20 protein-coding genes and 1 pseudogene are annotated in these 21772 nt (G+C 72.4%); 8 read left to right on the top strand and 13 right to left on the bottom strand.

Translation table 11 applies throughout. The features are described 5' to 3' along the window. The first annotated feature begins 110 nt into the window (after positions 1–110). Positions 111–866: a phosphodiesterase gene (locus tag ACIQ1J_RS14260; RefSeq protein WP_403556994.1), complete on the top strand. Its 756-nt coding sequence runs from the start codon at positions 111–113 to the stop codon at positions 864–866. Between the two features lie 82 nt (positions 867–948). Here ACIQ1J_RS14260 and ACIQ1J_RS14255 read toward each other — a convergent pair whose 3' ends face one another. The 4 genes from ACIQ1J_RS14255 to ACIQ1J_RS14240 form a co-directional block, all read right to left on the bottom strand. Next, positions 949–1545, bottom strand: coding sequence for a PDZ domain-containing protein (locus tag ACIQ1J_RS14255; RefSeq protein WP_403556993.1), 597 nt, complete (start codon positions 1543–1545; stop codon positions 949–951). Between the two features lie 75 nt (positions 1546–1620). Further along, positions 1621–3804, bottom strand: coding sequence for a germacradienol/geosmin synthase Cyc2 (gene cyc2 / locus ACIQ1J_RS14250; RefSeq protein ID WP_403556992.1), 2184 nt, complete (start codon positions 3802–3804; stop codon positions 1621–1623). A 149-nt stretch (positions 3805–3953) separates the two neighbouring features. Then, positions 3954–5159: a damage-control phosphatase ARMT1 family protein gene (locus tag ACIQ1J_RS14245; protein WP_403556991.1), complete on the bottom strand. Its 1206-nt coding sequence runs from the start codon at positions 5157–5159 to the stop codon at positions 3954–3956. 191 nt (positions 5160–5350) lie between these two features. Next, positions 5351–5998 carry a ScbR family autoregulator-binding transcription factor gene (locus ACIQ1J_RS14240; RefSeq protein WP_403556990.1) on the bottom strand — a complete coding sequence of 216 codons (648 nt, stop codon included), beginning with the start codon at positions 5996–5998 and terminating at the stop codon, positions 5351–5353. Between the two features lie 722 nt (positions 5999–6720). Between ACIQ1J_RS14240 and ACIQ1J_RS14235 the strand changes: the two genes are divergently transcribed. From ACIQ1J_RS14235 to ACIQ1J_RS14215, 5 genes are all read left to right on the top strand, one after another. Then, the gene (locus ACIQ1J_RS14235) at positions 6721–7734 is read left to right on the top strand and encodes a substrate-binding domain-containing protein (protein ID WP_403556989.1); all 1014 of its coding nucleotides are present in this window, start codon (positions 6721–6723) and stop codon (positions 7732–7734) included. Positions 7735–7802: 68 nt separating this feature from the next. Continuing rightward, positions 7803–10286, top strand: coding sequence for a nitrate- and nitrite sensing domain-containing protein (locus ACIQ1J_RS14230; protein ID WP_403556988.1), 2484 nt, complete (start codon positions 7803–7805; stop codon positions 10284–10286). Next, positions 10283–10702 carry a roadblock/LC7 domain-containing protein gene (locus ACIQ1J_RS14225; RefSeq protein WP_121749797.1) on the top strand — a complete coding sequence of 140 codons (420 nt, stop codon included), beginning with the start codon at positions 10283–10285 and terminating at the stop codon, positions 10700–10702. Before ACIQ1J_RS14230 ends, ACIQ1J_RS14225 begins: the two co-directional genes overlap by 4 nt. A gap of 1 nt (position 10703) precedes the next feature. Further along, positions 10704–11063, top strand: coding sequence for a DUF742 domain-containing protein (locus tag ACIQ1J_RS14220; protein WP_210964544.1), 360 nt, complete (start codon positions 10704–10706; stop codon positions 11061–11063). Next, the gene (locus ACIQ1J_RS14215) at positions 11050–11664 is read left to right on the top strand and encodes an ATP/GTP-binding protein (RefSeq protein ID WP_210964543.1); all 615 of its coding nucleotides are present in this window, start codon (positions 11050–11052) and stop codon (positions 11662–11664) included. The genes ACIQ1J_RS14220 and ACIQ1J_RS14215 overlap by 14 nt, the downstream gene beginning before the upstream one ends. 15 nt (positions 11665–11679) lie before the next feature. On the opposite strand, the gene ACIQ1J_RS14210 is transcribed toward ACIQ1J_RS14215, so the two are convergent. From ACIQ1J_RS14210 to ACIQ1J_RS14190, 5 genes and pseudogenes are all read right to left on the bottom strand, one after another. Next, on the bottom strand, positions 11680–12639 hold the full coding sequence (locus ACIQ1J_RS14210; protein WP_403556987.1) for an ABC transporter substrate-binding protein: 960 nt from the start codon (positions 12637–12639) through the stop codon (positions 11680–11682). Positions 12640–12741: 102 nt separating this feature from the next. Then, positions 12742–13407, bottom strand: coding sequence for an ABC transporter permease (locus ACIQ1J_RS14205; RefSeq protein ID WP_403556986.1), 666 nt, complete (start codon positions 13405–13407; stop codon positions 12742–12744). Beyond that, the gene (locus tag ACIQ1J_RS14200) at positions 13404–14141 is read right to left on the bottom strand and encodes an ABC transporter permease (protein ID WP_403556985.1); all 738 of its coding nucleotides are present in this window, start codon (positions 14139–14141) and stop codon (positions 13404–13406) included. Before ACIQ1J_RS14200 ends, ACIQ1J_RS14205 begins: the two co-directional genes overlap by 4 nt. Next, positions 14138–15304, bottom strand: coding sequence for an ABC transporter ATP-binding protein (locus ACIQ1J_RS14195; RefSeq protein ID WP_403556984.1), 1167 nt, complete (start codon positions 15302–15304; stop codon positions 14138–14140). The genes ACIQ1J_RS14200 and ACIQ1J_RS14195 overlap by 4 nt, the downstream gene beginning before the upstream one ends. Positions 15305–15544: 240 nt before the next feature. After that, positions 15545–15919, bottom strand: a pseudogene (locus tag ACIQ1J_RS14190) (oxidoreductase); the annotation flags it as partial. A gap of 138 nt (positions 15920–16057) precedes the next feature. Between ACIQ1J_RS14190 and ACIQ1J_RS14185 the strand changes: the two are divergent. Together ACIQ1J_RS14185 and ACIQ1J_RS14180 are read left to right on the top strand one after the other, a co-directional pair. Next, a complete protein-coding gene (locus ACIQ1J_RS14185; RefSeq protein ID WP_403556983.1) occupies positions 16058–16765 on the top strand; it encodes a response regulator transcription factor in 708 nt (235 codons plus the stop codon). After that, on the top strand, positions 16762–18195 hold the full coding sequence (locus ACIQ1J_RS14180) for a sensor histidine kinase (RefSeq protein ID WP_403556982.1): 1434 nt from the start codon (positions 16762–16764) through the stop codon (positions 18193–18195). Before ACIQ1J_RS14185 ends, ACIQ1J_RS14180 begins: the two co-directional genes overlap by 4 nt. Before the next feature lie 9 nt (positions 18196–18204). On the opposite strand, the gene msrB is transcribed toward ACIQ1J_RS14180, so the two are convergent. The 4 genes from msrB to ACIQ1J_RS14160 form a co-directional block, all read right to left on the bottom strand. Further along, positions 18205–18612, bottom strand: coding sequence for a peptide-methionine (R)-S-oxide reductase MsrB (msrB, locus tag ACIQ1J_RS14175; RefSeq protein WP_403556981.1), 408 nt, complete (start codon positions 18610–18612; stop codon positions 18205–18207). 14 nt (positions 18613–18626) lie between these two features. Next, entirely contained in the window at positions 18627–20024 is a 1398-nt protein-coding gene (gene murC, locus ACIQ1J_RS14170; RefSeq protein ID WP_403556980.1) for a UDP-N-acetylmuramate--L-alanine ligase, read from the bottom strand. A gap of 109 nt (positions 20025–20133) precedes the next feature. Then, positions 20134–20607 carry an indole-3-glycerol phosphate synthase gene (locus tag ACIQ1J_RS14165; RefSeq protein WP_403556979.1) on the bottom strand — a complete coding sequence of 158 codons (474 nt, stop codon included), beginning with the start codon at positions 20605–20607 and terminating at the stop codon, positions 20134–20136. A 156-nt stretch (positions 20608–20763) separates the two neighbouring features. Beyond that, complete coding sequence (locus tag ACIQ1J_RS14160) at positions 20764–21576, bottom strand: pyrimidine reductase family protein (protein WP_210964535.1); 813 nt, start codon at positions 21574–21576, stop codon at positions 20764–20766. Positions 21577–21772 lie beyond the last annotated feature (196 nt).

Genomic DNA, 21772 nt, shown 5'->3' with positions numbered 1-21772 from the left:
GCGTCGGACAGCGGCGTCGGATGCAGACGGGGACAGCGGCGTCGGAGACAGACGGTGGATACGAACGTCGGACACGAGGTGCCCTTCGGCACCCGGAGGGGGACTGCACCGTGCTCGTACTCGCGCACATCAGCGATCTGCACCTGGACGGGAGCGCTCGGGCGCTCGGGCGCGCCGAACGGGTGCGCGACCGGCTCTGGGGACTGCCGGGGCGGGTGGACGCCCTGCTGGTGACCGGGGACATCGCGGACCACGGCACGGAGGCGCAGTACGAGGAGGCCGCCCGCGTCCTGGGGCTGCGCGACGGCACCGCACCGTTCCCCGTGCTCACCTGCCCCGGCAACCACGACAGCCGCGGTCCCTACCGCAAGGCCCTGCTGGGGCGGCCCGCCGCGGACGGGCCGGTCAACGAGGCGCGGGTCTTCGACGGCGGTGCGGTGCTGATGTGCGACTCCAGCATCCCGGGGAGCGACGAAGGTGAGCTGGACGAGGAGACGTACGGCTGGATCGAGGCAACCCTCGACGGACTCGGCGGCGACCGTCCGGTCCTGCTCGCCTTCCACCACCCGCCGACGGCTCTGCACCACCCCCAGCCCGACTCCTGCCGGTTGGGCCGCCCCGAGCGCCTCGCCGCGCTGCTGGACCGCCGGCCGGAGATCGCCGGGCTGATCACGGGACACGCACACACGCCCGCCTCCACGGTGTTCGCCGGACGGCCGCTGGCGGTCGGCCCCGGGGTGACGTGGACCCTGCGGCTGCCCTGGGAGGGCGAGCAGGCGGCGGACCGGGACGCCCCGGTCGGGCTGGCCTATCACGTGCTGGACGACACCGGACGGCTCACGAGCCACTTCCGTACCGTCGCGTGACGGCGGGGCGGGGCGGGCGACACGGGTCAGGTGAGCCGGATCAGGTGAGCCGGATCAGGTGAGCCGGATCAGGTGAGCCGGGTCAGGTGACCACGCCCGGAACGGCCGTCAGCTGCTGGTAGCCGCCGCTCTCGTGGCGCACGGTCACCTTGACCTCCTTGCCCGGCCGGGCGCGGGACACGGCGTCGGCGAGGTCGGCGGCCGAGTCGACCCGGGTCGTGCCGAACGCCAGGAGCACGTCGCCCCTGACCAGGCCCGCCGCGTACCCGGGGCCGGGCACGTGGACGCCCACGACCAGGGCCCCCGGCTTCTCGTCGTCCACGGCCTCCACACCGAGGGTCGCGGCGGCCGGCGCCGGCGGCGGGAGTGCACCGGCCGACGGTCGCGCCGAGGCGGCCCGGCTGTCCGTCGGCGTCCCCGCTCCCTGTCCCGGGGCGCCCGCCTGTCGTTGCAGTTCGGCGAGTCTGCTCATGCCGATCACCGTGGCGCCCATCATGCCGAGTCCCACGCCCGCCAGAAGCAGGACCGTCGCGGCGAACACCCCGAGCGATAGGGTGGTGAGCCGCCGCCGCCGCCGGCGTCGGCGCCCGGGGTGCGGGCGCCGGACGCCGTCGGGCGCGGTGCCGGGCCCGGGTTCCCGACCGGGCATCGGCTTGGGTCGCAACGCTGTCTGTTCCATGGATCGCCTCCGGCAGGTGCTCTACCCGGCGCACCGGCGCGTGACGAGCCACGAACGAGTGAGACTGACCGACGGTCAGCCGAGCACGGGCAGCGCGGAGCACCTCGGAACGGGAACGGCCGGGACCCGGCCCGGTACGAAGCCGTGAGTGCGCCCGGCCAGGTACTCGGCCTTGTACCGCGGCACCTCCCGGTGCCAGTTGAGGATGCCCGCCATCCAGTTCTGCAGGTCGGTCACATAGCCCTGCATGACGGCCCGCGCCTCGTCCGACAGCTGGAAGTCGTCGTAGACGATGGGCAGTTCGTGCGCGACGACGTGCTCGAACTGGCGCATGCGCTGGTTGATCAGGTCCTGGACGACGCCGAGGGCGGCCGGGTAGTCGACGCCGAAGAAGTTCTGCACCACGAGGATCGCGTTGTGGATCTCGCCCTCGTACTCGATCTCCTTCTGGTAGGAGAAGACGTCGTTGAGGAGGCACGCGTAGTCGATCGCCGCGTTCTCCAGGGAGCGGACCGGACCGCTGCGGTAGACCTCGGGCGGTACGGCCGGGCCGTGTCCGGCGCGGCACAGGCCCAGGGTGAGGTCGGAGCCGAAGGTGGCGCGCCGCATCTCCAGGTAGTCCACCGGGTCGGGGACCCGGTTCTGGATCTGGTTGGCCAGCTCCCACACCCAGGCCTCGGTCATCTTGTCGACGGCCACCTTCAGCGGGCGTCGCTCCTCGGGTGTCATGCCGGCCGTCGTACGTGCCCACAGGTCGATCAGGGAGCGCTCCATGGCGTTGACGGGCGGCGGGACCGGCTCGGCGTCGAGCGGCATGCAGGCCGACAGCCGGGCCGTGGTCAGCCGGGCGGCGGCCAGGTCGCGCCGGTGACCGTAGACGAGCGGGTAGTAGTCGTCGCCGTAGGTCCCGAAGGCCAGCCAGTCGGAGGCGAGGTTCAGCTGCTCCTGGGTGGCGTCCGGGTCGAGGCCCGCGGCGCACAGGGGGAGGTCGCAGCTCGCGAGCTTGTCCTGGTCCCAGACGCCCTCGCTGAGGATACCGATCGCCTGCGACCACTCTGACAGGTGCCGTCGCGCCCCGTCGAGGGCCGGGCTCAGCTCCAGCGGGTACGGCATGCGGATGTCGGGGATGATCGAGGGCCCGACCTTCTGGTACGGCACGTACGTGTACGGGCGCGCCCGCTCGGCACCGGCCGCGGCGAGCAGCGCGCCGACGTCCGCGGCGGAGGTGCCGGGGCCGGTCAGCGCCTGCCAGCCGGCGGTGGGGCGGGCGCCCTTGTTCATGTACCGGCTGGAGCGCATGTGCCATTCGTGGCCGCCGGACTGCCAGTCCTGGAGGCCCTTGGCGTACAGCCCGACGGCGGTGACCTCGGCCGGGGTCAGGCCGTTCTCCAGGGCCGCCGCCGGCACCTCGGTGAACGCGGTGTGCTCGAACTGGTGCAGCCGGGAGGTGAGGACGTCGTTGACCAGTTCGGCGGCCTCCTGGGTGGTGCAGCCGAAGAAGGTCTCCAGGACCAGCACCCCGTTGCTCAGCTCGCCCTCGTCCTCGACCTCCCGCTGGTAGGAGAAGAGGTCGTTGCGCAGGTGCACGGCGTCGGAGAAGGTCTCCATCAGCACCCTGAGCGGCCGGGACCCGGCGACGGCGGCGGGCACCTCGGCGGTCGCGTACTCCACCAGCCCGGCCGACCAGGGGGCACCGCCCACCTTGCGGCGCATCTCGATGTACTCGACGGGGTTGGCGATCCGCCCCTCGTTGATGTTGGACAGCTCCCAGAGGGACTCGTTGAGCAGGTGCTCGGTGGCGACGGCGAAGCGGTGGCGCCAGTCGGCCGACATCGCCGGCACCGTGCGCCTCCAGAGGTCGGCGAGGCCGGCCTCGACCGGGTTCTCCGGCTCGGGCATGTCGGTGGTGAGGTCGAGCGGCATGAACAGGGGGAGCCGGTCCAGGTGGGCCTTGCCGCCGACGCGGTCCTGGCTGCGTTTGAACTTCTCCAGGAAGTGGTCGTCGAAGAAGAAGACCCACACGTACCAGTCGGTGATGAGGGAGAGCGCCGGCCCGTCGCAGTCGGGGTGGGTGTAGGCGCAGAGCAGGCCGTAGTCGTGAGCGTCGAGGTCGGACTGCTCCCAGACCCCGGAGCCCTCCAGCATGCCCATCTCGCGCGCCCACGTCGCCGAGTGGGCGCGGGCCTCGTCGAGATGCGGATTCAGCCGCGCGGGATGCGGCATGTAGAAGTGTGGGAGTTCGAAGGGCTGTTGCGTCATGGCCGGGCACTACCCACGGCCCTCCGGGGGCATCCGCGGGTTGGGACATGATCACACCATCGCGTGAATCCGGGCGGAACGCGGGAACTTTCGCCCGCTCGTCCTCTCGGGGGCGCGGGCGGGGTTTCGCCGCCTCCCGACGCGGACGCTCAGCGCCGGACCTGGATCAGCGCGTGCGTCCCACTCGTCCGCCAGCGCTGCTCCCCGCTCGCCACCAGCGCCGCCTCCGTGTCCGCGGACAGGCCGGTGACGACGTCGGACTTCAGGGTGCGCAGTGCGGCGACGGGGCCCGGGAAGTAGGCGGTGGCGTCCGCGAAGGACGTGGTCGGGGGCCACCAACGGTCACCCACCAGGCGGCGGTAGTTCAGGTCGCCCTTGAGGACGGTGACCGTGGCCGCCGCGAACTCCCCGCGCAGGTCGTCGGGCATGTCCGCGTACGGCAGCGGGGCGCAGGCGAAGGGGTGGGCGCGGACGGTGACGCGGCCGTCGGTCAGCGCGGTCCACAGCCGCTCACCGTGGACGGCCGCCGCGCCACCCGCCCCGATGAGCCGCCGCAGCGCGTCGAGCAGGTCGGCGGGCGTGGCGTCGGAGACGTAGTACGGATACGGCTTGAGGTGCAGGACCGCCCGGTCGACGCGGCCCTCGTCGAGTAGGTGCGAGACGAGGAGCAGGTCGGGGACGAGTTCACGGCCGGCGTTGTCGGCGACCAGGCACAAGGTCCTCGGGCCGGGCGTGCCCCGTCCGGCGGGCGGGAGCAGCGACCAGAGCGTGTCGCTGTCGTCCGCGACCAGGGCGGGTACCCGGTCGTCGGTGTCGGTACCGCTGTCGGAGAGGCGGAAGCCGAGGTCCGCGCGATTGCCCCAGAGCGAGCCGTGCAGCAGGGCACGCGTGCGGTCGTCGGCGGGCAGGTCGGCGAGGCCGTCGAGCGCGGCGAGTTCCTCGTCCGTCTCCGGCGCGTCGAGTTCGGCGAGCTTGGCGGGCCGGAAGGGGTCGACGCCCTGCCAGGTGCCGGGGGCGAAGTGGCCGACGGCGTCGAGGAGCCGGCGGTAGAAGTGGCTCTCGGCCCACAGCCAGGGCACGTCGAACCAGGAGCGGCCGGCGTACGCGTCCATTCCCCAGTCCGCCCAGCGGTCCCGGTCGCGGGCGTCGGCACCGGCGGGCAGTGGCTCGATCACACCCTCCAGGCAACTCGTGAGCAGGGCGTCGAGCGCCCGTTGCCGTTCGGGGCCGTAGGGGAACGCCTCCCGGACCTGCCGGATGATGGCGGGGTGCCGCTCGGCCAGCACGCCGTGGGGGAAGGACCCGGGCTCGTCGCCGACGATGACGGGGGCGGGCTCGGGCGGGGTGTCGGGCATGCGCCTCACCGTATCGCGCGGCCTGGGGCGGGAGGGCGGACCCGGCCGTGTCCCGGCCGGGGGCCGGCCACACACTCCGGCGGGAGCCGCACCGCGCCCCGCCAGGGCCCGGCCGAACCCCCCGGCGGGAACCGCACCGCGCCCCGCCCCGCCAGGAGCCGGCCACGTCCCGGCCGGCCACTACCGCCGGGTCAGAGCCCGCCCGTCTCCCGCTCCAGGCGGGCCGCGAGCGTGAGGTAGCGGGCGCGTCGGGTCACCGGCACCGTGCCGCGGATCAGGAGGTGCCACATCCCGGCCAGGCGGCGGGGCTGTCGCGCGGCCGGTTCGAGGGTGCCGCCCACGACGCGGGTGCCGACGATGGAACAGACGAGGGTGTGGGCCACGGAGTCGACGTCGATGTCCGGATGCAGGTCGGACTGGCGGACGGCGTCCACGAGGCGGGAGGAGGCGATCTCCCGCCACTCGGTGAAGGGGTGCGGCAGCGGCGGCCGTACCGGCACGCCCCCGGTGGCGAGCCGCAACCCGGCGCGCAGGACCGGCCCCTCCTCGCAGAGCCTGGCCATGCCGAAGGTGAGGCGCATCAGCGCCTCCAGGGAGGTGTAGCCCCGGCCGTCCAGCTCCTTCGCCAGTCCGCGCGAGGTCAGGGACTGGAGCTCCATGATGGCGTGGGCGAGGTCTTCCTTCGCCGCGAAGTGGAAGTACAGGGCGCCCTTGGTGACTCCGGCGTGGGCCACGATCTCGCTCAGGCTGGTCGACTCGTAGCCGTGACGGTCGAACAGGTCGGCGGCCGCCCCGAGAATCGTCGCGCGGGTCTGTTCGGCGCGTAGCTGCCTCGCCATCGGCTGAACTCTCCTGGGCTGGAACTCAACAGGCCGTGCCGCCTGTATTAACCCCCTGTACACGATAACTCACCGTCAGGTCCGCCTTCTTCGCGACCCCGCCGACAACGGCCCGGCCGGCCTTTCGAGGCGCGGTCCGGGCCGCCGTACGGCTCAGTCGCCGGTCGCGATGATGCTGTGCGGTGGTCGACCCCTCCCAGCGGCTCTTCTGCTCGCTCATCGGCGGCCCGGCCTCCCCGGGCACACGGGCCACCTCCAACCTGGGCGGGTTCCTCGTCGGGCTGCTCCTCGGTTGCGTCGGCAGCTGCCTGGTCTCCGGCCGACGGCCCGACCAGGAGCCGCGCCGCGACCGCCGACGCCGCAGGAAGGAGGCCCGGGCCGGGCGTACGGCCCCTCGGCCCCTCGGCCCCTGGAACAGCGGGCGGGCGGACCCGGCCGGCACCGAACCACCGGCGTCCGCCCCGGCACGCGCCCGGGGCCGGACGCCGGCCTTCCGTACGCACTCGCGCTTCCACCACACCTCACCGGTGCTTCGCCCGCCCCGTTCATCACGATGCGGCACCGACAACTCGCACCTGATCGCTGATCACTTGACTACCGGCCGTCACTCACGATTTGCTCCGGCCAGGCGAGATTCACCCGGTTGGCGTACCGAAACACGGCTCCGGTCCACCTCGCCCCGTTCCTCCTGCTCGGCCGCACAGCGAGGTGCCCCAACCCCCATGAGTACATCTCCCCCGCCCACCCACTCCCCCGGACGCCTCCGTGCCGCGGCCCTCGCCGCGGCCGTCTGCCTGCTGGCGGCCGGCTGCTCCGCCCTCGGCGGGGAGGAGGACGGCTCGGCCGCGGACGGCGCGAGCGGGTCCGGTGCCGACCGGATGAAGATCGTCATGGTCACCCACGGCGGTGAGGGCGACGCCTTCTGGGACCGGGTGCGCAAGGGCGCCCAGGCCGCGGCCGACAAGGACGGCGTCGACCTGACGTACGCCGGCGACGCCGACACCACCGACCAGGCCGACCTGGTGCGGGACGCGATCCGCGACAAGGCCGACGGCATCGCCGTGACCCTGGCCAAACCGCAGGCGATGAAGGGGCCGGTCGCCGAGGCCAAGGCGGCCGGCATCCCCGTGGTCGGCCTCAACTCCGGCATCGACGCCTGGCGGTCCACCGGGCTCCTGGGGTACTTCGGGCAGGACGAGAGCGTCGCCGGCCGGGCCGTCGGCGACAAGCTCAACGACCTCCGGGCCCGGCACGCCCTGTGCGTCATCCACGAGCGGGGCAACGTCGCCCTGGAGGCCCGCTGCGCCGGCGTGAAGAAGACCTTCGAGGGCGAGACCGAGATGCTCTACGTCGAGGGCACCGACATGAAGGCGGTCGGCGCGGCCGTCACCGCTCGGCTGCGGCAGGACTCCAGCATCGACGAGGTCGTCATGAACGGCGCGGCGTTCGCCCTCACCGCCGTCGAGTCGGTCGACGAGGCGGGCAGTAGCGCCCATGTCGCCACCTTCGACCTCGACGAGGACCTCGTCGCCGCGGTCAAGCGCGGGGACGTGCAGTTCGCGGTGGACCAGCAGCCCTACCTCCAGGGATATCTCGCGGTGGACGCGCTCTGGCTGTACCGCACCAACGGCAACGTCAGCGGTGGCTCAGTGGCACCCGTACTGACCGGCCCGGCGTTCGTGACCCGGACGAACGCCGACGCGGTCGCGAAGTTCGCCGCCGGGGGCACCCGGTGACCGGGCACCGCGGCCGCCGGCGCCCGCGCACAACCGCCACCCTCCCCCACTGATCGCCTAGGACGACGATGTCTGCACGGACAGGTGCCCGGCGCCGCCTCGGCTCCATACGTCTCTCCCTGATCCTCCTGGCCCTCGTCCCCGGCGTCACCCTCGCCGCCGTGTGGGGGGTGACGACGATCCAGATGTTCTCGGAGGGCCTGCGGCTGCGCGCGCAGACGGAACTGAACCGCGACACCGGAGCCATGGGCACCGAGGCGGCGCTCGCGCTGCAGAAGGAGCGCAGTCTCTCGGCCGCCCATCTGGCCGAACCCGGCGGCGACCGGGCGGAACTGGACGCCCAGCGGAAGAAGACGGACGAGGCCGTCGCCCAGCTCGTCGGCCAGTCCGACGCGATCGAGAGCGCGCCCGCCCGCGTCTCGGACCGGCTCTACTCGGTGCTCGGCTCGGTGGGCAGCCTGGAGTACTACCGCAATCAGGTGGACGACCCCAGCGACATCACCTCCGACCAGGCGCTCGACCAGTACGCCTCGATCATCGACGAGCAGATCCACGCCTTCCAGGAGCTCTCCCAGGTCGACGACGGCGACCTCACCTCGCAGGCCGGACCGCTGGTCGCCCTGGAGCACGCGGCGGAGCTGGTGTCCCAGGAGGACGCCCGGCTCACCCTGGCCTGGCCGTCCGGCCGGATGGACGAGGAGGAGTGGGCGCAGTTCGCGCAGTTGGTCCACACCCGGCGCTGGCTCGTCCAGGACCAGATCGTCCCCTCCCTGCGCGGCAGCGCGAAGGCGCAGACCGAGCGGATCCTCGCGAGCCCCGAGTGGCAGACCCTCGGGGCCGTCGAGGACCAGGTGCTGGCGGCCCGCGCGGCGGACGGCGACGACCGGATCGACCTGCCGGACGCACGGCATCGCTGGACCGCCGCCCTGGACAAGGTCTCCGACCAGTACGCGGCGCTGATCCGGCAGCAGACGGACGGGCTGCTCGACCGCAGCGCCGACGAGGCACGCGGGCTGCTGATCACGGCCGCCTCGCTCAGCGCGGGTGGTCTGATCGCCCTGGTGCTGAGCGTCGCCATGTCCTGGCGCATCACCCGCTCACTGTCCCGTCGGCTGCGCGGTCTGCGGCTGGCCACCCTGAGCCTGGCCGAGGAACGGCTGCCCGACGTGGTGGCCCGGCTGGAGCGGGGTGAGAAGGTCGACGTGGAGTCGGCGACCCCGCCGCTGGACTACGGGCGGGACGAACTCGGGCAGGTCGCGCAGGCGTTCAACACGGCGCAGCGCACCGCCGTGCACACCGCCGTCGAACTCGCCGACACCCGGCGCGGCTTCCAGAAGGTCATCCTCGGCATCGCCCGGCAGAGCCAGAACCTCGTCAACATGCAGCTCGGCAAGCTGGACGCGCTGGAGCGCGAGCACACCGACCCGGAGATCCTCAAGGGCCTGTACGAACTGGACTCCACGGCCAGCCAGTTGCGCCGCTACGAGGAGAACCTCGTCATCATCAGCGGCGAGCAGCCCCGGCGCACCTGGCGCGAACCCGTCGCGCTGGTCGACATCCTGCGCAGCGCCGTAGGCGAGGTCGCCGAGTACCAGCGGGTGGAGCTGCACACGGACGAGGAGGTGGCCCTCGCGCCACCCGCGGTGGCCGACGTGATCCACCTGCTCGCCGAACTCATCGACAACGCGACCGCCTACTCCCCCGCCCCTCATCCGGTCGGGGTGCGGGCGGCGCTGGTGGCCAAGGGCCTGGCCGTGGAGATCGAGGACCGCGGGCTCGGCCTGTCGGAGGAGGACTACGACTCGTTCAACGCCCAGTTGGCGGTGCCCCCGCAGTTCGACGTGGTCGCGCTCGCCGACGACCTCCGGCTCGGCATGTTCGTCGTCGCCCGGCTCGCGCACCGGCACGGCATCACCGTCACGCTGCGCTCCTCCCCGTACGGCGGGACCACGGCGATCGTGCTGATCCCGCACGAGGTCGTGGTGCGCGAGCCGCTCGACGCAGCCCACGGGCCCGACCGCACGGCGGCTGCGGAAGCACCCGAAGCCGCTGCGTCCGGCGTGCCCGAGGCGTCCTCCGTGACTGGGACGTCGTCCGTGTCCGGGGCGGACCCCGCTCCCGCGAAGCGGCCCGCACGACCGGTGCGGCCCGTACCCGCGAGCCGGCCCGGCGACACCGCCCCCTCCGCGTCCTCCGCTTCCTCCGCGTCCTCCGCCCCCTCCGCCCCCTCCGCCCCCTCCGCTTTCGAGCGGCACGGCCTGGCCCCGCTGCCCCGCCGGGTGCCGCAGACCAGCCTGGCCGCCGAACTGCGCGGCGAGGACGCCGTGACCGGCCGGGACGGACCGGAGGGCACGTCCGACGACGACGGCGACTTCACCGCCGAGCGCGCCGCCTCGTCCCTCGCCGGTTTCCGCAGCGGCACCCTGCGGGCCCAGGCCGATGACGCCGAAGCGGGCGCCACCGGCACCGAACCCGACGAGCAGGTACTCTCCTCCGCCGCCCCCTCGACCCCGACCGCAGACCGCCGACCGCCGACGAAGGACCCGCGATGACCCGACCCTCCCCCGCCACGCACACCGAGCTGGACCAACTGCTCACCGGACTCGTGGAGCGGGTCGCCGACGTCAACCAGGCGGTGGTGCTCTCCGAGGACGGACTGGTCGTCAGCAAGTCCACCGGCTTCCTGCGCGACGACGCCGAGCGGCTGGCGGCCACCGCGTCCGGCCTGATGAGCCTCAGCAAGGGCGTCAGCATGGACTTCCGCGGCGGCCCCGTGCGCCAGGCGCTGATCGAGATGGCCAACAGCTACCTGATCCTCACCTCCGCGGGCGCGGGCGCCCACCTCGTCGTGCTCACCGGCCCGAACGCCGACGTCGGCGTGGTGGCGTACCAGATGAACATGCTGGTGAAGAAGATCGGCGAGCACCTGAGCGCGGCACCGCGGGCCACCGCCGGCCCCGGCGAGTGACGTGACCGGAGGCGACGCGGGCGGCCGGCTCGTACGGCCGTTCACCCTGACCGGCGGCCGGACCCGGCCCAGCCGCGCCGACTTCACCCTCATCACCACGGTGACCGCGATCGACCCGCAGCCCACGCGGGCCGCGCGGCCGCAGCCCGAGCATCTGCGGATCCTGCGGGTGTGCGCCGAGCCCGTCGCCGTGGCCGAGGTCGCGGCCCGCCTGGACCTGCCGGTGAGCGTGGTCGTCATCCTGCTCTGCGACCTGCTGGAGGCCGACCGGATCACCGCCCGGCCTCCGCACCCGGTCTCCCGAGCCACCCCGGACCTGGACCTGCTGCAGAAAGTGAGGGACGGCCTTGGCCGGCTCTGACCGCGCCGCTGAGGCGCCCACGGCACCCGCTCCCCCGGCTGCCGCCCCCGAAGCCGTGAAGATACTGATCGCCGGCGGTTTCGGCGTCGGCAAGACCACCATGGTCGGCTCGGTCAGCGAGATCGCCCCGCTGCGCACCGAGGAACCGCTGACCGCGGCGGGACTGGACGTCGACGACCTCGCCGGCATCGAGGAGAAGCGGGCCACGACCGTGGCCCTGGACTTCGGGCGGATCGGCATCGGCCGGGAACTGGTGCTGTACCTCTTCGGTACGCCCGGTCAGCAGCGGTTCTGGTTCATGTGGAACGACCTGGCGATCGGTGCCCTCGGCGCCGTGGTCCTGATCGACGTGCGCAGGCCCGAGTCGAGCTTCGCGGCCATCGACTTCTTCGAGCGGCGGGGCATCCCGTTCGTCGTCGGCGTCAACGGCTTCCACGGACGGCACCCGTACCCGGCCGAGGAGATCCGGGAGGCCCTGGCACTGCCGGAGCACGTGCAGGTGCTGTTGTGCGATGCGCGGGAGCGGGCCTCCTGCCGGGACGTCCTCATCGCCCTGATCGACCAGCTGATCGACGCCGCGGCCGGGGCCGCGGCGTCGTGACCGGCGTACGGCGGGTCAGACCAGACCCGCCGACCCGAGCCACTCCTTGGCCACGTCCAGCGGGTCCTTCTTGTCCAGCTGCACCTGGGCGTCCAGGTCGAGGAGGGTCTCCGTGTCCAGCTTGGCGGAGACCGCGTTGAGTGTGTCGACGCCCTCCTGGGAAAGCCCTTCCTTGTGGACCAGCGGTGTCACGTTCGCGTATCCGAAGAGGTTCTCCGGGTCCTTCAGGACGACGAACTTCTCCTTGATGATGGTCGGGTCGGTGGTGAAGACGTCCGCCGCCTGCACGGTGTTCTTCGTCAGCGCCGACTGGGTCAGCGGACCGCCCGCGTCGAGCGCCTTGAAGGACTTGAACTTCAGCCCGTACACGGACTCCAGGCCCTTCAGCCCCTGCTGCCGGGTCTGGAACTCGGGCGAACCGCCGATCACCAGGTCCGGCGCGATGTCCTTGAGGTCGGCGAGGGTCGACTCGGCCGTGAGCCCGTGCTTCCTGGCGGTCTCGGCGTTGACGCTGACCGAGTCCTTGTTCTCGGCCGGCGACGACTCCAGCAGCGTCAGCTTCTTGTCGAGCTGGGCCTTGGCCGCGGTGTTGACCGCCTCGGTGGACTTCTGCTCCGCGTCCGGGTCAAGGTAGGCCAGCAGCGCGCCGTTGTACTCCGGCAGCACCGTGACCGAGCCGTTCTTCATCAGGCCGTACGTCGTCTCGCGGCTGCCGATGTTGTGCTTGTAAGTGACCTTGAGGCCCTTGGCCTTGAGCGCCTCGCCGTAGATGTCGGCGAGAAGGGTGCTCTCGGCGAAGTTGTTCGAGCCGACGACGACGGTGCCGGCCTCCGCCTTCTCCCCGGCGAGGGGGTTGTCGGAGGTGTCGTCGGAGGAGGAACAGCCCGCGAGCAGCGCCGCCGCGGCGGTGAGCGCGACGGCCGCCGCGCCGGTGTGCCTCGTCCTGGACCTGCTGCTCTTCGCGGTAGAAGTCATCCATCGATCCAAACGAGCCACTTGTCGGTCAGTCAAGAACGGCCTGGTTACGGTTTCTTTCACAACGGCGTTCGATACCGCGTTCGAGGTCATGTTCCGGCGTCAGCGCCTGCGCACCCCCGGCGACACGGCCAGCCGTTCCGCCGCCCAGAACACGGCGAGCGTGACGAGCGCCAGGAGCGCCACCAGGGTGGCACCGCCGACCACCTTCTCGTAATCGCGCTGGTAGAGCCCGTCGATGATGTACCGGCCGATCCCGCCGAGACTGACGTACGCGGCGATGGTCGCCGTCGACACGACCTGGATGGCCGCCGAACGCAGACCGCTGAGGACCAGCGGCAGGGCGACGGGCAGTTCGACCCGCAGGAGGATGCTCGACTCGTGCATGCCCATGCCGCGCGCGGCGTCCACCGGGGAGGGGTCGACCGAGCGGACCGCCTCGTAGGTGGTCACCAGGATCGGCGGGACCGCGAGTACGACCAGCGGGACCATCACGGGCAGCAGGCCGATACCGACCACGACGGCGATCAGCACCAGCAGACCGAAGCTGGGCAGCGCGCGGGCGGCGGTGGCGACGAAGGCGACGGCGTTGCCGCCGCGTCCGGTGTGCCCGGTGAGCAGCCCGAGGGGCAGGCCGATCGCGGCGGCGAGCCCGAGGGCCATCAGCGTGTACTGGACGTGTTCCAGCAGGCGCTGCGGGATTCCGTCGTAGCCGTGCCACTGGGCACCGTCGCTGAAGAAGGCGTTGACGAAGTGGAGAACGTTCACCGGGCGACCGCCTCCTCCGGCGTCCTGGGCGACTCCGCTCTCTCCGGCTCGGACCGCTCCTGCCGCACGGCGGCCTCCTTCGGGCGCCTGCCCTTGCCGCGCGGCATCCAGGGCGTCAACAGGTTGCGGACCAGCACGAGCGCCGCGTCGCACAGGATCGCCAGTACGGCGGTGGTGAGGACGGAGTTCACCGCGAGTTCGGGACGGCCGTACTTCTGGGCGTCGGCGAGCAGGTTGCCGAGGGCGCCCTGGTTGCCGATGAGGGCACCGACGCTGACCAGGGAGATGCTCGCCGACACGGCCACCCGGAGCCCGGCGAAGATCGCGGGCACGGCGATCGGCAACTGCACCTCGAGATAGCGCCGTACGGGCCCGAAGCCCATCGCGGTGGACGCGGCCAGGGTCTCCTCGGGCACCGACCGCACGCCGTCGACGATCGCCGGAACGAGCACCACCAGGCTGTACACGGCCAGCGGGATCATCACGGTCAGCTCGGTCTGGCCGGTGTAGTCGATGAGGACGACGAAGACGGCCAGTGACGGGATGGCGTAGAACACGGTGGTCACGCCGAGCACGGGCGGGTACAGCCAGCGGAAGAGCACACAGAGCTGGGCGATGGGCAGCGCGAGCAGCAGCCCGGCCAGCACCGGCAGCAGCGCCTCGCGCAGGTGCAGCCCGATCAGGCCGAAATAGGTGTTGCCGAGGTCGCTCGGAATGTCGAAGAAGCCGTTCACGGGCCGACCTTCGTGACACCGGCGGGCCCCGCCTGCGGCGCGTCGCCCATCTGCGCGTCGCCGGTGTCCCCGGCGCCGTGGGCGGTGCGGATCGCCTCGCCGATGGTCTGCTGGGAGACGACGCCGGTCACCCGGCCGTCGGCGTCCACGGCGACGGCCCAGCCGGTGGGCGAGAGTACGGCGCAGTCGAGCGCGGCTCGCAGTGAGTCGGCGCCGGGCACGAACGGCCGCCCGTACGACAGCAGCCCCTCCACCGCGATGTCCCCGGCGGTCAGGTCCCGCGGTTCGGCCCAGCCCAGCGGCCTGCCCTCCGCGTCGGTCACCAGCAGGTAGGGAGCGTCCGGCGCGGCGAGTTGCTCGGCCGTGGCGTCCACGCCCACGACCCGGTCGCTCGTCAGCTCCAGACCGGCCGACGGGAAGAAGGACAGCCGCCGGATGCCGCGGTCGGCACCGAGGAAGTCCTCGACGAAGTCGTCCGCGGGGTCCGACAGCAGCTCGGCGGGGGGCGCGAACTGGGCGAGCCGGCCACCGGTGCGCATCACGGCGACCATGGTGCCCAGCTTGATGGCCTCGTCGATGTCGTGCGTGACGAAGACGATGGTCTTGCCCAGCTCCTCCTGGATGCGCAGGAGTTCGTCCTGGAGCCCCTTGCGGACCACGGGGTCGACGGCGGAGAACGGCTCGTCCATGAGCAGCACGGGCGGGTCGGCGGCGAGCGCCCGCGCCACGCCGACGCGCTGCTGCTGGCCGCCGGAGAGCTGGTACGGGTACCGCTTGCCGAGTGAGGCGTCGAGTCCCACCCGCTCCATCAGCTCCACCGCGCGTTCGCGGGACGCCTGTTTGCCCCAGCCGATCATGCGGGGAACGGTGGCTATGTTGTCGATGATCGTCCGGTGCTGGAAGAGCCCGGCGTTCTGGATGACGTATCCCATCGACCGGCGCAGCGTGGTGACCGGCTGCTGCTGGAGGTCCGCGCCGTCGAGGAGGATGGTGCCCTCGGTGGGCTCGACCATTCGGTTGATCATCCGCAGGGTCGTCGTCTTGCCACAGCCGGACGGCCCGACGAGGACCGTGATCGAGCGATCCGGTATCTCCAGCGACAGCCTGTCGACCGCCACGGTGCCGTCCGGGTACCGCTTGGTGACTGATTCCATCCGTATCAAAACGCCGAATACCCTTCGGTGGGGCGGAAAGTTCTGGCCAGGTCGCTACGGGTCGTTGCCGGAAGAGTCTAGACGTCCGATGTCGCGGACCCGTGGTGACCGTGTGAGACCCCGCCCCAGGCCGCCACGGGCAGCCCCGCCGTGCGCAGCACCCGGCGCTCCGCGTCCACGGCGAACACCTCGCACCCCTCGCGCGCCGCGGCCCACGCGACGCCCTCGGCACCCACCGCGAACGCCGCCGTGGCGACCCGGCCCGGGCACGCCCAGTTCGCGCAGGGTGCGGAGGACCGCGCTGGTCATGCCGGGCGGCCCGCAGACGTGGACGTCCCGTTCGGCGATGTCGGGGACGAGCGCGGCGAGGTCGCGGGGGCCCAGTCGGTCGGGGACGGCCGGTCCGGTGACCAGGTGCAGTTCGGCTCCCTTGGCGTGGGCGAGGTCGCGCAGCTCGTCGTAGAGGACGGCGTCGCGGTCGGTGGCCACCCGGTGCACGAGGACCGCCCGGCCGGGCAGTTCCTCCAGCAGGGCCCGGACCGGGGTGATGCCGACGCCGCCGGCGATCAGCAGCGTGTCCGGGCGGGTGCGGTACAGGGCGGTGAAGGCGGGTGGGGGGCGCTCGGGACTGTGGTCACGGCATCGAGCTTCACCCGCCCGACCTGTCGTTTACCTGTCGGGCGACTTTCCAGTACTTATCGATCACGGTACGGCGGCCCCCGCCCTCTGGGGTGCGGGCGGCCGGTGGCGCAGTATGAGCGGGTGGAAAAAGTACGACTCCTCGTGGTGGACGACGACCCGCCCATCGCCGACCTCGTGGCCACCGTCGCCCGCTACGAGGGCTGGGAGGCGGTCACCGCCAACTCCGGCGAGCAGGCGCTGCGGCTGGCCGGTGGCTTCCGGCCGGACATCGTGGTGCTGGACCTGATGCTGCCGGACGTCGACGGCTTCGGCGTCCTGGAGCGGTTGCGCCGCTCGGGCACGATGGTGCCGGTGGTGTTCCTCACCGCGCGCGACGGCGTGGCCGACCGGGTGGCGGGGCTGACCCGGGGCGGAGACGACTACCTGGTCAAGCCGTTCGCGGTGGAGGAGCTGATGGCCCGGCTGCGGACCGTGCTGCGGCGCAGCGCGGGGCCCGGTTTCCAGCGGTCGGTGCTGCGGGTGGCGGACCTGACGATGGACGAGGACACCCGTGAGGTGCGCCGGGGCGAGCGGCGGGTGGCGCTGACGCCGACCGAGTACGAGGTGCTGCGCTATCTGATGCGCAAGTCACCGACCGTGCTGACCAAGGCGCAGATCCTCGACCACGTGTGGGAGTACGGCTTCGGCGGCCGGTCCAACGTCGTGGAGCTGGTCGTCAGCCGACTGCGCCGCAAGCTCGACGACACGGACGACACGGACGAGTCCGGTGAGCCACTGATCCGGACGGTGCGGGGCTTCGGGTACGTGATCCGGCAGGCGGCCCGGTGATACGACGGTGGTGGCACGCCTACCGCGGGCTGCGGCTCGGGACCCGGCTGGCGCTGGGCCTCGGGGTGCTGTCGCTGGTGGTGTTCGCCGTGGTCGGCACGGTGCTGACCGCGTACATGCGGGACTATCTGGAGCGGCAGCTCGCCGACCAGATGAAGCTGGTGCAGGTCGTGCAGTCCAAGGACGCGGCGGAGCACGGCACGGTGCGGCGCAAGCCGTACTACGGCTGGTACACGGCCGTCTACGACGTCTCCGGTGCCTCGGCGGACCTGCGCACGCCCGCCGAGGTGCCGGCCGACAGCCGTGCGCTGACCGCCCTCGCGCAGACCATGGCCCGCTCCGACGAGGACCTCACCCGCACCGTGCGGATCGACGGGCACGGCCCCTACCTGCTGCGGGCCTGCGAGGTGGAGCCCGGAGTGGTGCTGGTGAGCGCCGCGCCCATGGGGGACGTCGAGGACACCGTGGAACAGCTGATCACGGTGCAGGTCATCGCCTTCGGCCTCGCGCTACTGGCCCTGGTGGTGCTCGGGCGGCGGATGCTCCGGCGCGGGCTGAAACCGCTGAGCGACATGGCGAGCACGGCGCACGGCATCGCGTCGCACAACCTGACCGAGTCGGCCGCCCGGCTGCCGCTGCGCGTGGCCGGGCGGGACGGCGGCCAGGAGGTGGCGGAGCTGCGGACCGCGTTCAACACGATGCTGGAGCACATCGACGACTCGCTGGCGGTGCGCGCCGAGGCCGAACAGCGGCTGCGCCGGTTCGTCGCGGACGCCTCGCACGAGCTGCGCACCCCGCTGATGTCCGTACGCGGCTACGCAGACCTGTTCCAGTACGCGGCGGCCGACGCGCCCGGGGAACGGGAGCGGCATCTGGCCCGTCTGCGCGCCGAGGCGGCCCGGATGGGTGTGCTCCTGGACGACCTGCTGCTGCTCGCCCGGCTGGACGCGGCCGAGGTGGAAGCGCCGCTGCGCTGGGAGGACGCGGATCTGACGGAACTGGTACGGCAGGCGGCCGACGCCTTCCGCGCCGGTCACCCGGAGCACCCGCTGGCGGTGACGGCCGGTCCCGCGGTGGTGAAGCTGCGTCTGGACCCGCGGCGGATCCGGCAGGTGCTCGACAACCTGCTGACCAACGCGGCCGTGCACACCCCGGCGGGCACGAAGGTCTCGGTCGCCGTGGCCGTGACGGCCGACGCGGTCCGGGTGGCGGTCGCCGACACGGGGCCGGGCATCCCGGCCGCCGACCGGGAAAGGGTCTTCGACCGCTTCTACCGCGTCGACAAGGCCCGCAGCCGCGACCGCGGGGGCAGCGGACTGGGCCTCGCCGTGGCCGGTTCGCTGGTGCGGGCGCACGGCGGGACGATCGAGCTGGGCGGCGAGCCGGGCACGACGGTGTTCACCGTGACGCTCCCGGCCGCCGCGCCCTGAACCGCGGGTTCAGCCCTCCGCGGGCGCCAGCCGCAGCGCGATGCTGTTGATGCAGTACCGCTGGTCCGTGGGGGTCGGATACCCCTCACCCTTGAACACGTGCCCGAGGTGCGAACCGCACCGTGCGCACCGCACCTCGGTGCGCACCATGCCGTGGGACCGGTCCTCGATCAACTCGACCGCGTCGGTGTCCTTCGGGTCGAAGAAGGACGGCCAGCCGCAGTGCGACTCGAACTTGGTGGTGGACGTGAACAGGTCCGCACCGCAGGCGCGGCAGGAGTAGACGCCCTCGGTCTTGGTGTCGGTGTACTCACCGGTGAAGGCGGGCTCGGTGCCGGCCTGGCGCAGGACGGCGTACTCGGCCGGAGCCAGCTCCGCGCGCCACTGCTCGTCCGGCTTCTCGACGTCGTACGGCATGAATCCTCAGCCCCTTACTTACCCGTGCTCGACAGCTGGTCCAGGATGCGCGGTCCGAGGTCCGTGACGTCGCCCGCGCCCATGGTGAGAACGAGATCACCGGCCTTCGCCATTCCCGCGACCACCGCGGGCGCCCCGTCCTTGTCGTGGACCGGCGTGACGTCCGCGCCCGCGGCGCGGGCCGCCTCGATGATCAGCTCGCTGGTGATGCCGGGGATCGGGTCCTCGCGGGCCGGGTAGATGTCGAGGACCACCGACGCGTCCGCCAGCGCCAGCGCCTGGCCCATCTCCTTGCCCAGCTCCTGGGTGCGGGAGAACAGGTGCGGCTGGAAGAGGACCAGGATGCGGGCGTCGCCGACCGCGGCGCGCATGGCCTCCAGGTCCGCCGTCATCTCGGTGGGGTGGTGCGCGTAGGAGTCGACGACCTGGACGCCGGCCGCCTCGCCCTTGAGCTGGAGGCGCCGCTTGACGCCCGTGTAGGCGGCCAGCGCGGGGGCCAGCTCGGCGGCGGGGATGCCGAGGGCCACGCCCGCCGCGAGGGCGGCGACCGCGTTGTGGGCGTAGTGGCGGCCGGGGACGGAGACCGCGAAGGTCAGCTCCGTGCCGTCCATCACCACGGTGACCTCGCTCTTCAGGCCCTGCGGGACGACCGACAGGATCCGCACGTCGGCGTCCTCGGACTCCCCGTACGTCACCGTCCGCACCGACCCGGCCAGCCGCCGCGTCAGCTCCCGGGCGCCGTCCTGGTCGGCGGCGATCACCAGGGTGCCGCCGGGGACGATCCTGTCGGCGAAGGTCTCGAAGGACGCGTAGATCTCGTCCATCGACGCGTAGTTGGCGTGGTGGTCGAGTTCGACGTTGAGGACGATGGCGACCTCGGGGGCGTACTTGTGGAAGCTGCGGTCGCTCTCGTCCGCCTCGGCCACGAAGATCTTGCCGTCGCCGTGCAGGGCGTTGGAGCCGGGCGCGTCCAGGTCGCCGCCGATCGCGTACGACGGGTCCAGGCCCAGCTCGGACAGGGAGACCGCCAGCATGGAGGTGGTGGTGGTCTTGCCGTGCGTGCCGGCGACGGCGATCGGGCGCAGGCCGTTCATCAGCGCGGCGAGGGCGTCGGAGCGGTGCACGACCGGGATACCGCGTTCGGCGGCGCGCGCCAGTTCCGGGTTGTCCCCGCGGATCGCCGACGACACGACCACGCAGCTGGCGTCGTCGGCGAGGTGCTCCGCCGCGTGCCCGACGTGCACGGTGGCGCCGAGCGCGCGCAGGGCCTCGGCGGTCGCGGACTCCCGGGCGTCGCTGCCCGCCACCTCGGCGCCGCGCTGGGCGAGGATCTTGGCGATGCCCGACATTCCGGCGCCGCCGATGCCGATGAAGTGCGGTCGGTCCATGGCGGTAGGAAGGCCGGGTGCCATGCGCTGTTCTCCCCAGAGGTGCGGCGGGTGGTACGAGAGGTGGTGCTTGCGAGCGGTGGTCGTGCTGGTGGGCGCGCCCCCGGCGCGAGTCCTGGAGCGCGGCCCCAGCCTATGCCTTGCTGTGGGAGAACAGTTTCAGGACCGGTACGCCGACCTTGTGCCGGGCCCGCGAGGCCCAGTCCCGGTGGAAGAACTCCTCCACATAGTGCGGATCGGTCAGGACGATCACCTCGTCGGCGCCGATCTCCAGGACCAGGGACTTGAGCTCGTCGAGCGGGTGGTCCTCGATCAGGCGGCCCTCGGCCTCGGCCCCGGACGCGCGCAGGGCGGTGAGGGACACCTCCAGTGCGCGCTGCCCGACGCTCTGCGCCTCGTGGCCCTCGGGCGTATCCCCCTCGCGCACCGCGTCGTCCAGCTCGCCGAGCGCGACGTCGTCGATGGCTCTCAGCAGCCTGTCCGCCTGATCGCCTCGCGGCTGGAGCAGCACGTGGAAGGCGACCGCCTCCTCCCCGTGCAAGGTCGTGACGAACTCCACGTCGGCGGACGTCAGGGCCTTCTCGATCATCAAAACGCTTGTGAACACTCTGGCGCCCCTTCTCCTTCGAGAGACCGTCGGGCCCACCCTCCGTAGGCCCTACCGGTCCCTGCGGAAACCATCCTGCCCCGTGATCGCACGGGTACTGCCGGATTCAGTGTGCCCGGCGCGGACTAAGCGGAACGAGAGAGTCCACCGATTCCCTCAGTCACGCCGGTACCGGGTGAAGAGAAAGCCCTCCTCCTCGAGCAGTGACGCGAGCGCGAACCGCCGCGGAACCTCGACCGAGGGCCCGCCCGCGATGCGCTGCGCGTCACCCGCGGTGAGCATCGGCGAGACGGTCAGACACAGCTCGTCGAGCACTCCGGCCGTGACGAACTGCCCCAGCAGCCGTGGACCGCCCTCGGTCAGCAGCCGGGTGTGACCGAGGGCGACGAGCGCGTCGACGGCACGGGCTGGGTCCACGCCGACGCCGTCACCGGCGATCACCACCCGGGCGCCGGCCTTCTCGGCGGCCGCGATCCGGTCCGGGGCCGCGGCCGCGCCGGTCAGGATCAGGGTCGGCACCAGCGGCGAGGTGAACAGCGGCAGGGAGAAGTCCAGCTCCAGACTCGCGCTGACCACCGCGATCGCCGGCGCGGGGCTCTGCCCGGCCGCCCGCCGCAGCTCCGCGAACTCCGCACGCGAGCGCGCCGGGCGGTACCCCTCCTGACGTACGGTCTCGGCGCCGGCGACCACCACGTCCGCCAGGGCGCGCAGAGTGCCGAAGACGCGCATGTCGGCCGCGCTGGAGATGGGCTGGGACCGGCCGTCGTGCTGGGCGGCGCCGTCGAGGGTGGAGACCATGTTCGCCCGCAGCCACGCCCCCGGCCGCCCGTCCTGCCCGGGATAGGCGTAGGCGGCGGCCAGCTCGGCGAGGCTCCACTCCCGATCGGTCCCGTCGGGGCCCGGGCCGACTGTCTGATCGGTCACAGGGGTCACGGGTGGCACAGGTGTCACGGGGAACAGGCGTCGCATGCCGTGCAGTGTTCCACGCGGCCGGAACCCGAACCGCGCGGTCGGCGACCGCGCGACCGCGGGCAGTCGTGCCGCCAGGGGCGGGCACGGGTGGGCGCGGCGGCACCCCGGAGCGCCGGGCCGCGCACCCCACTCCCGCCCAGCCCCCGCACCGGGCCACCGAACGACGCACGGACCGCGCACGCCCAACCGTGCA

Source organism: Streptomyces sp. NPDC097107 (genome assembly GCF_044762405.1).
Classification (GTDB): domain Bacteria; phylum Actinomycetota; class Actinomycetes; order Streptomycetales; family Streptomycetaceae; genus Streptomyces; species Streptomyces thinghirensis.
This window is presented reverse-complemented; position numbering and strand designations above follow the sequence as displayed.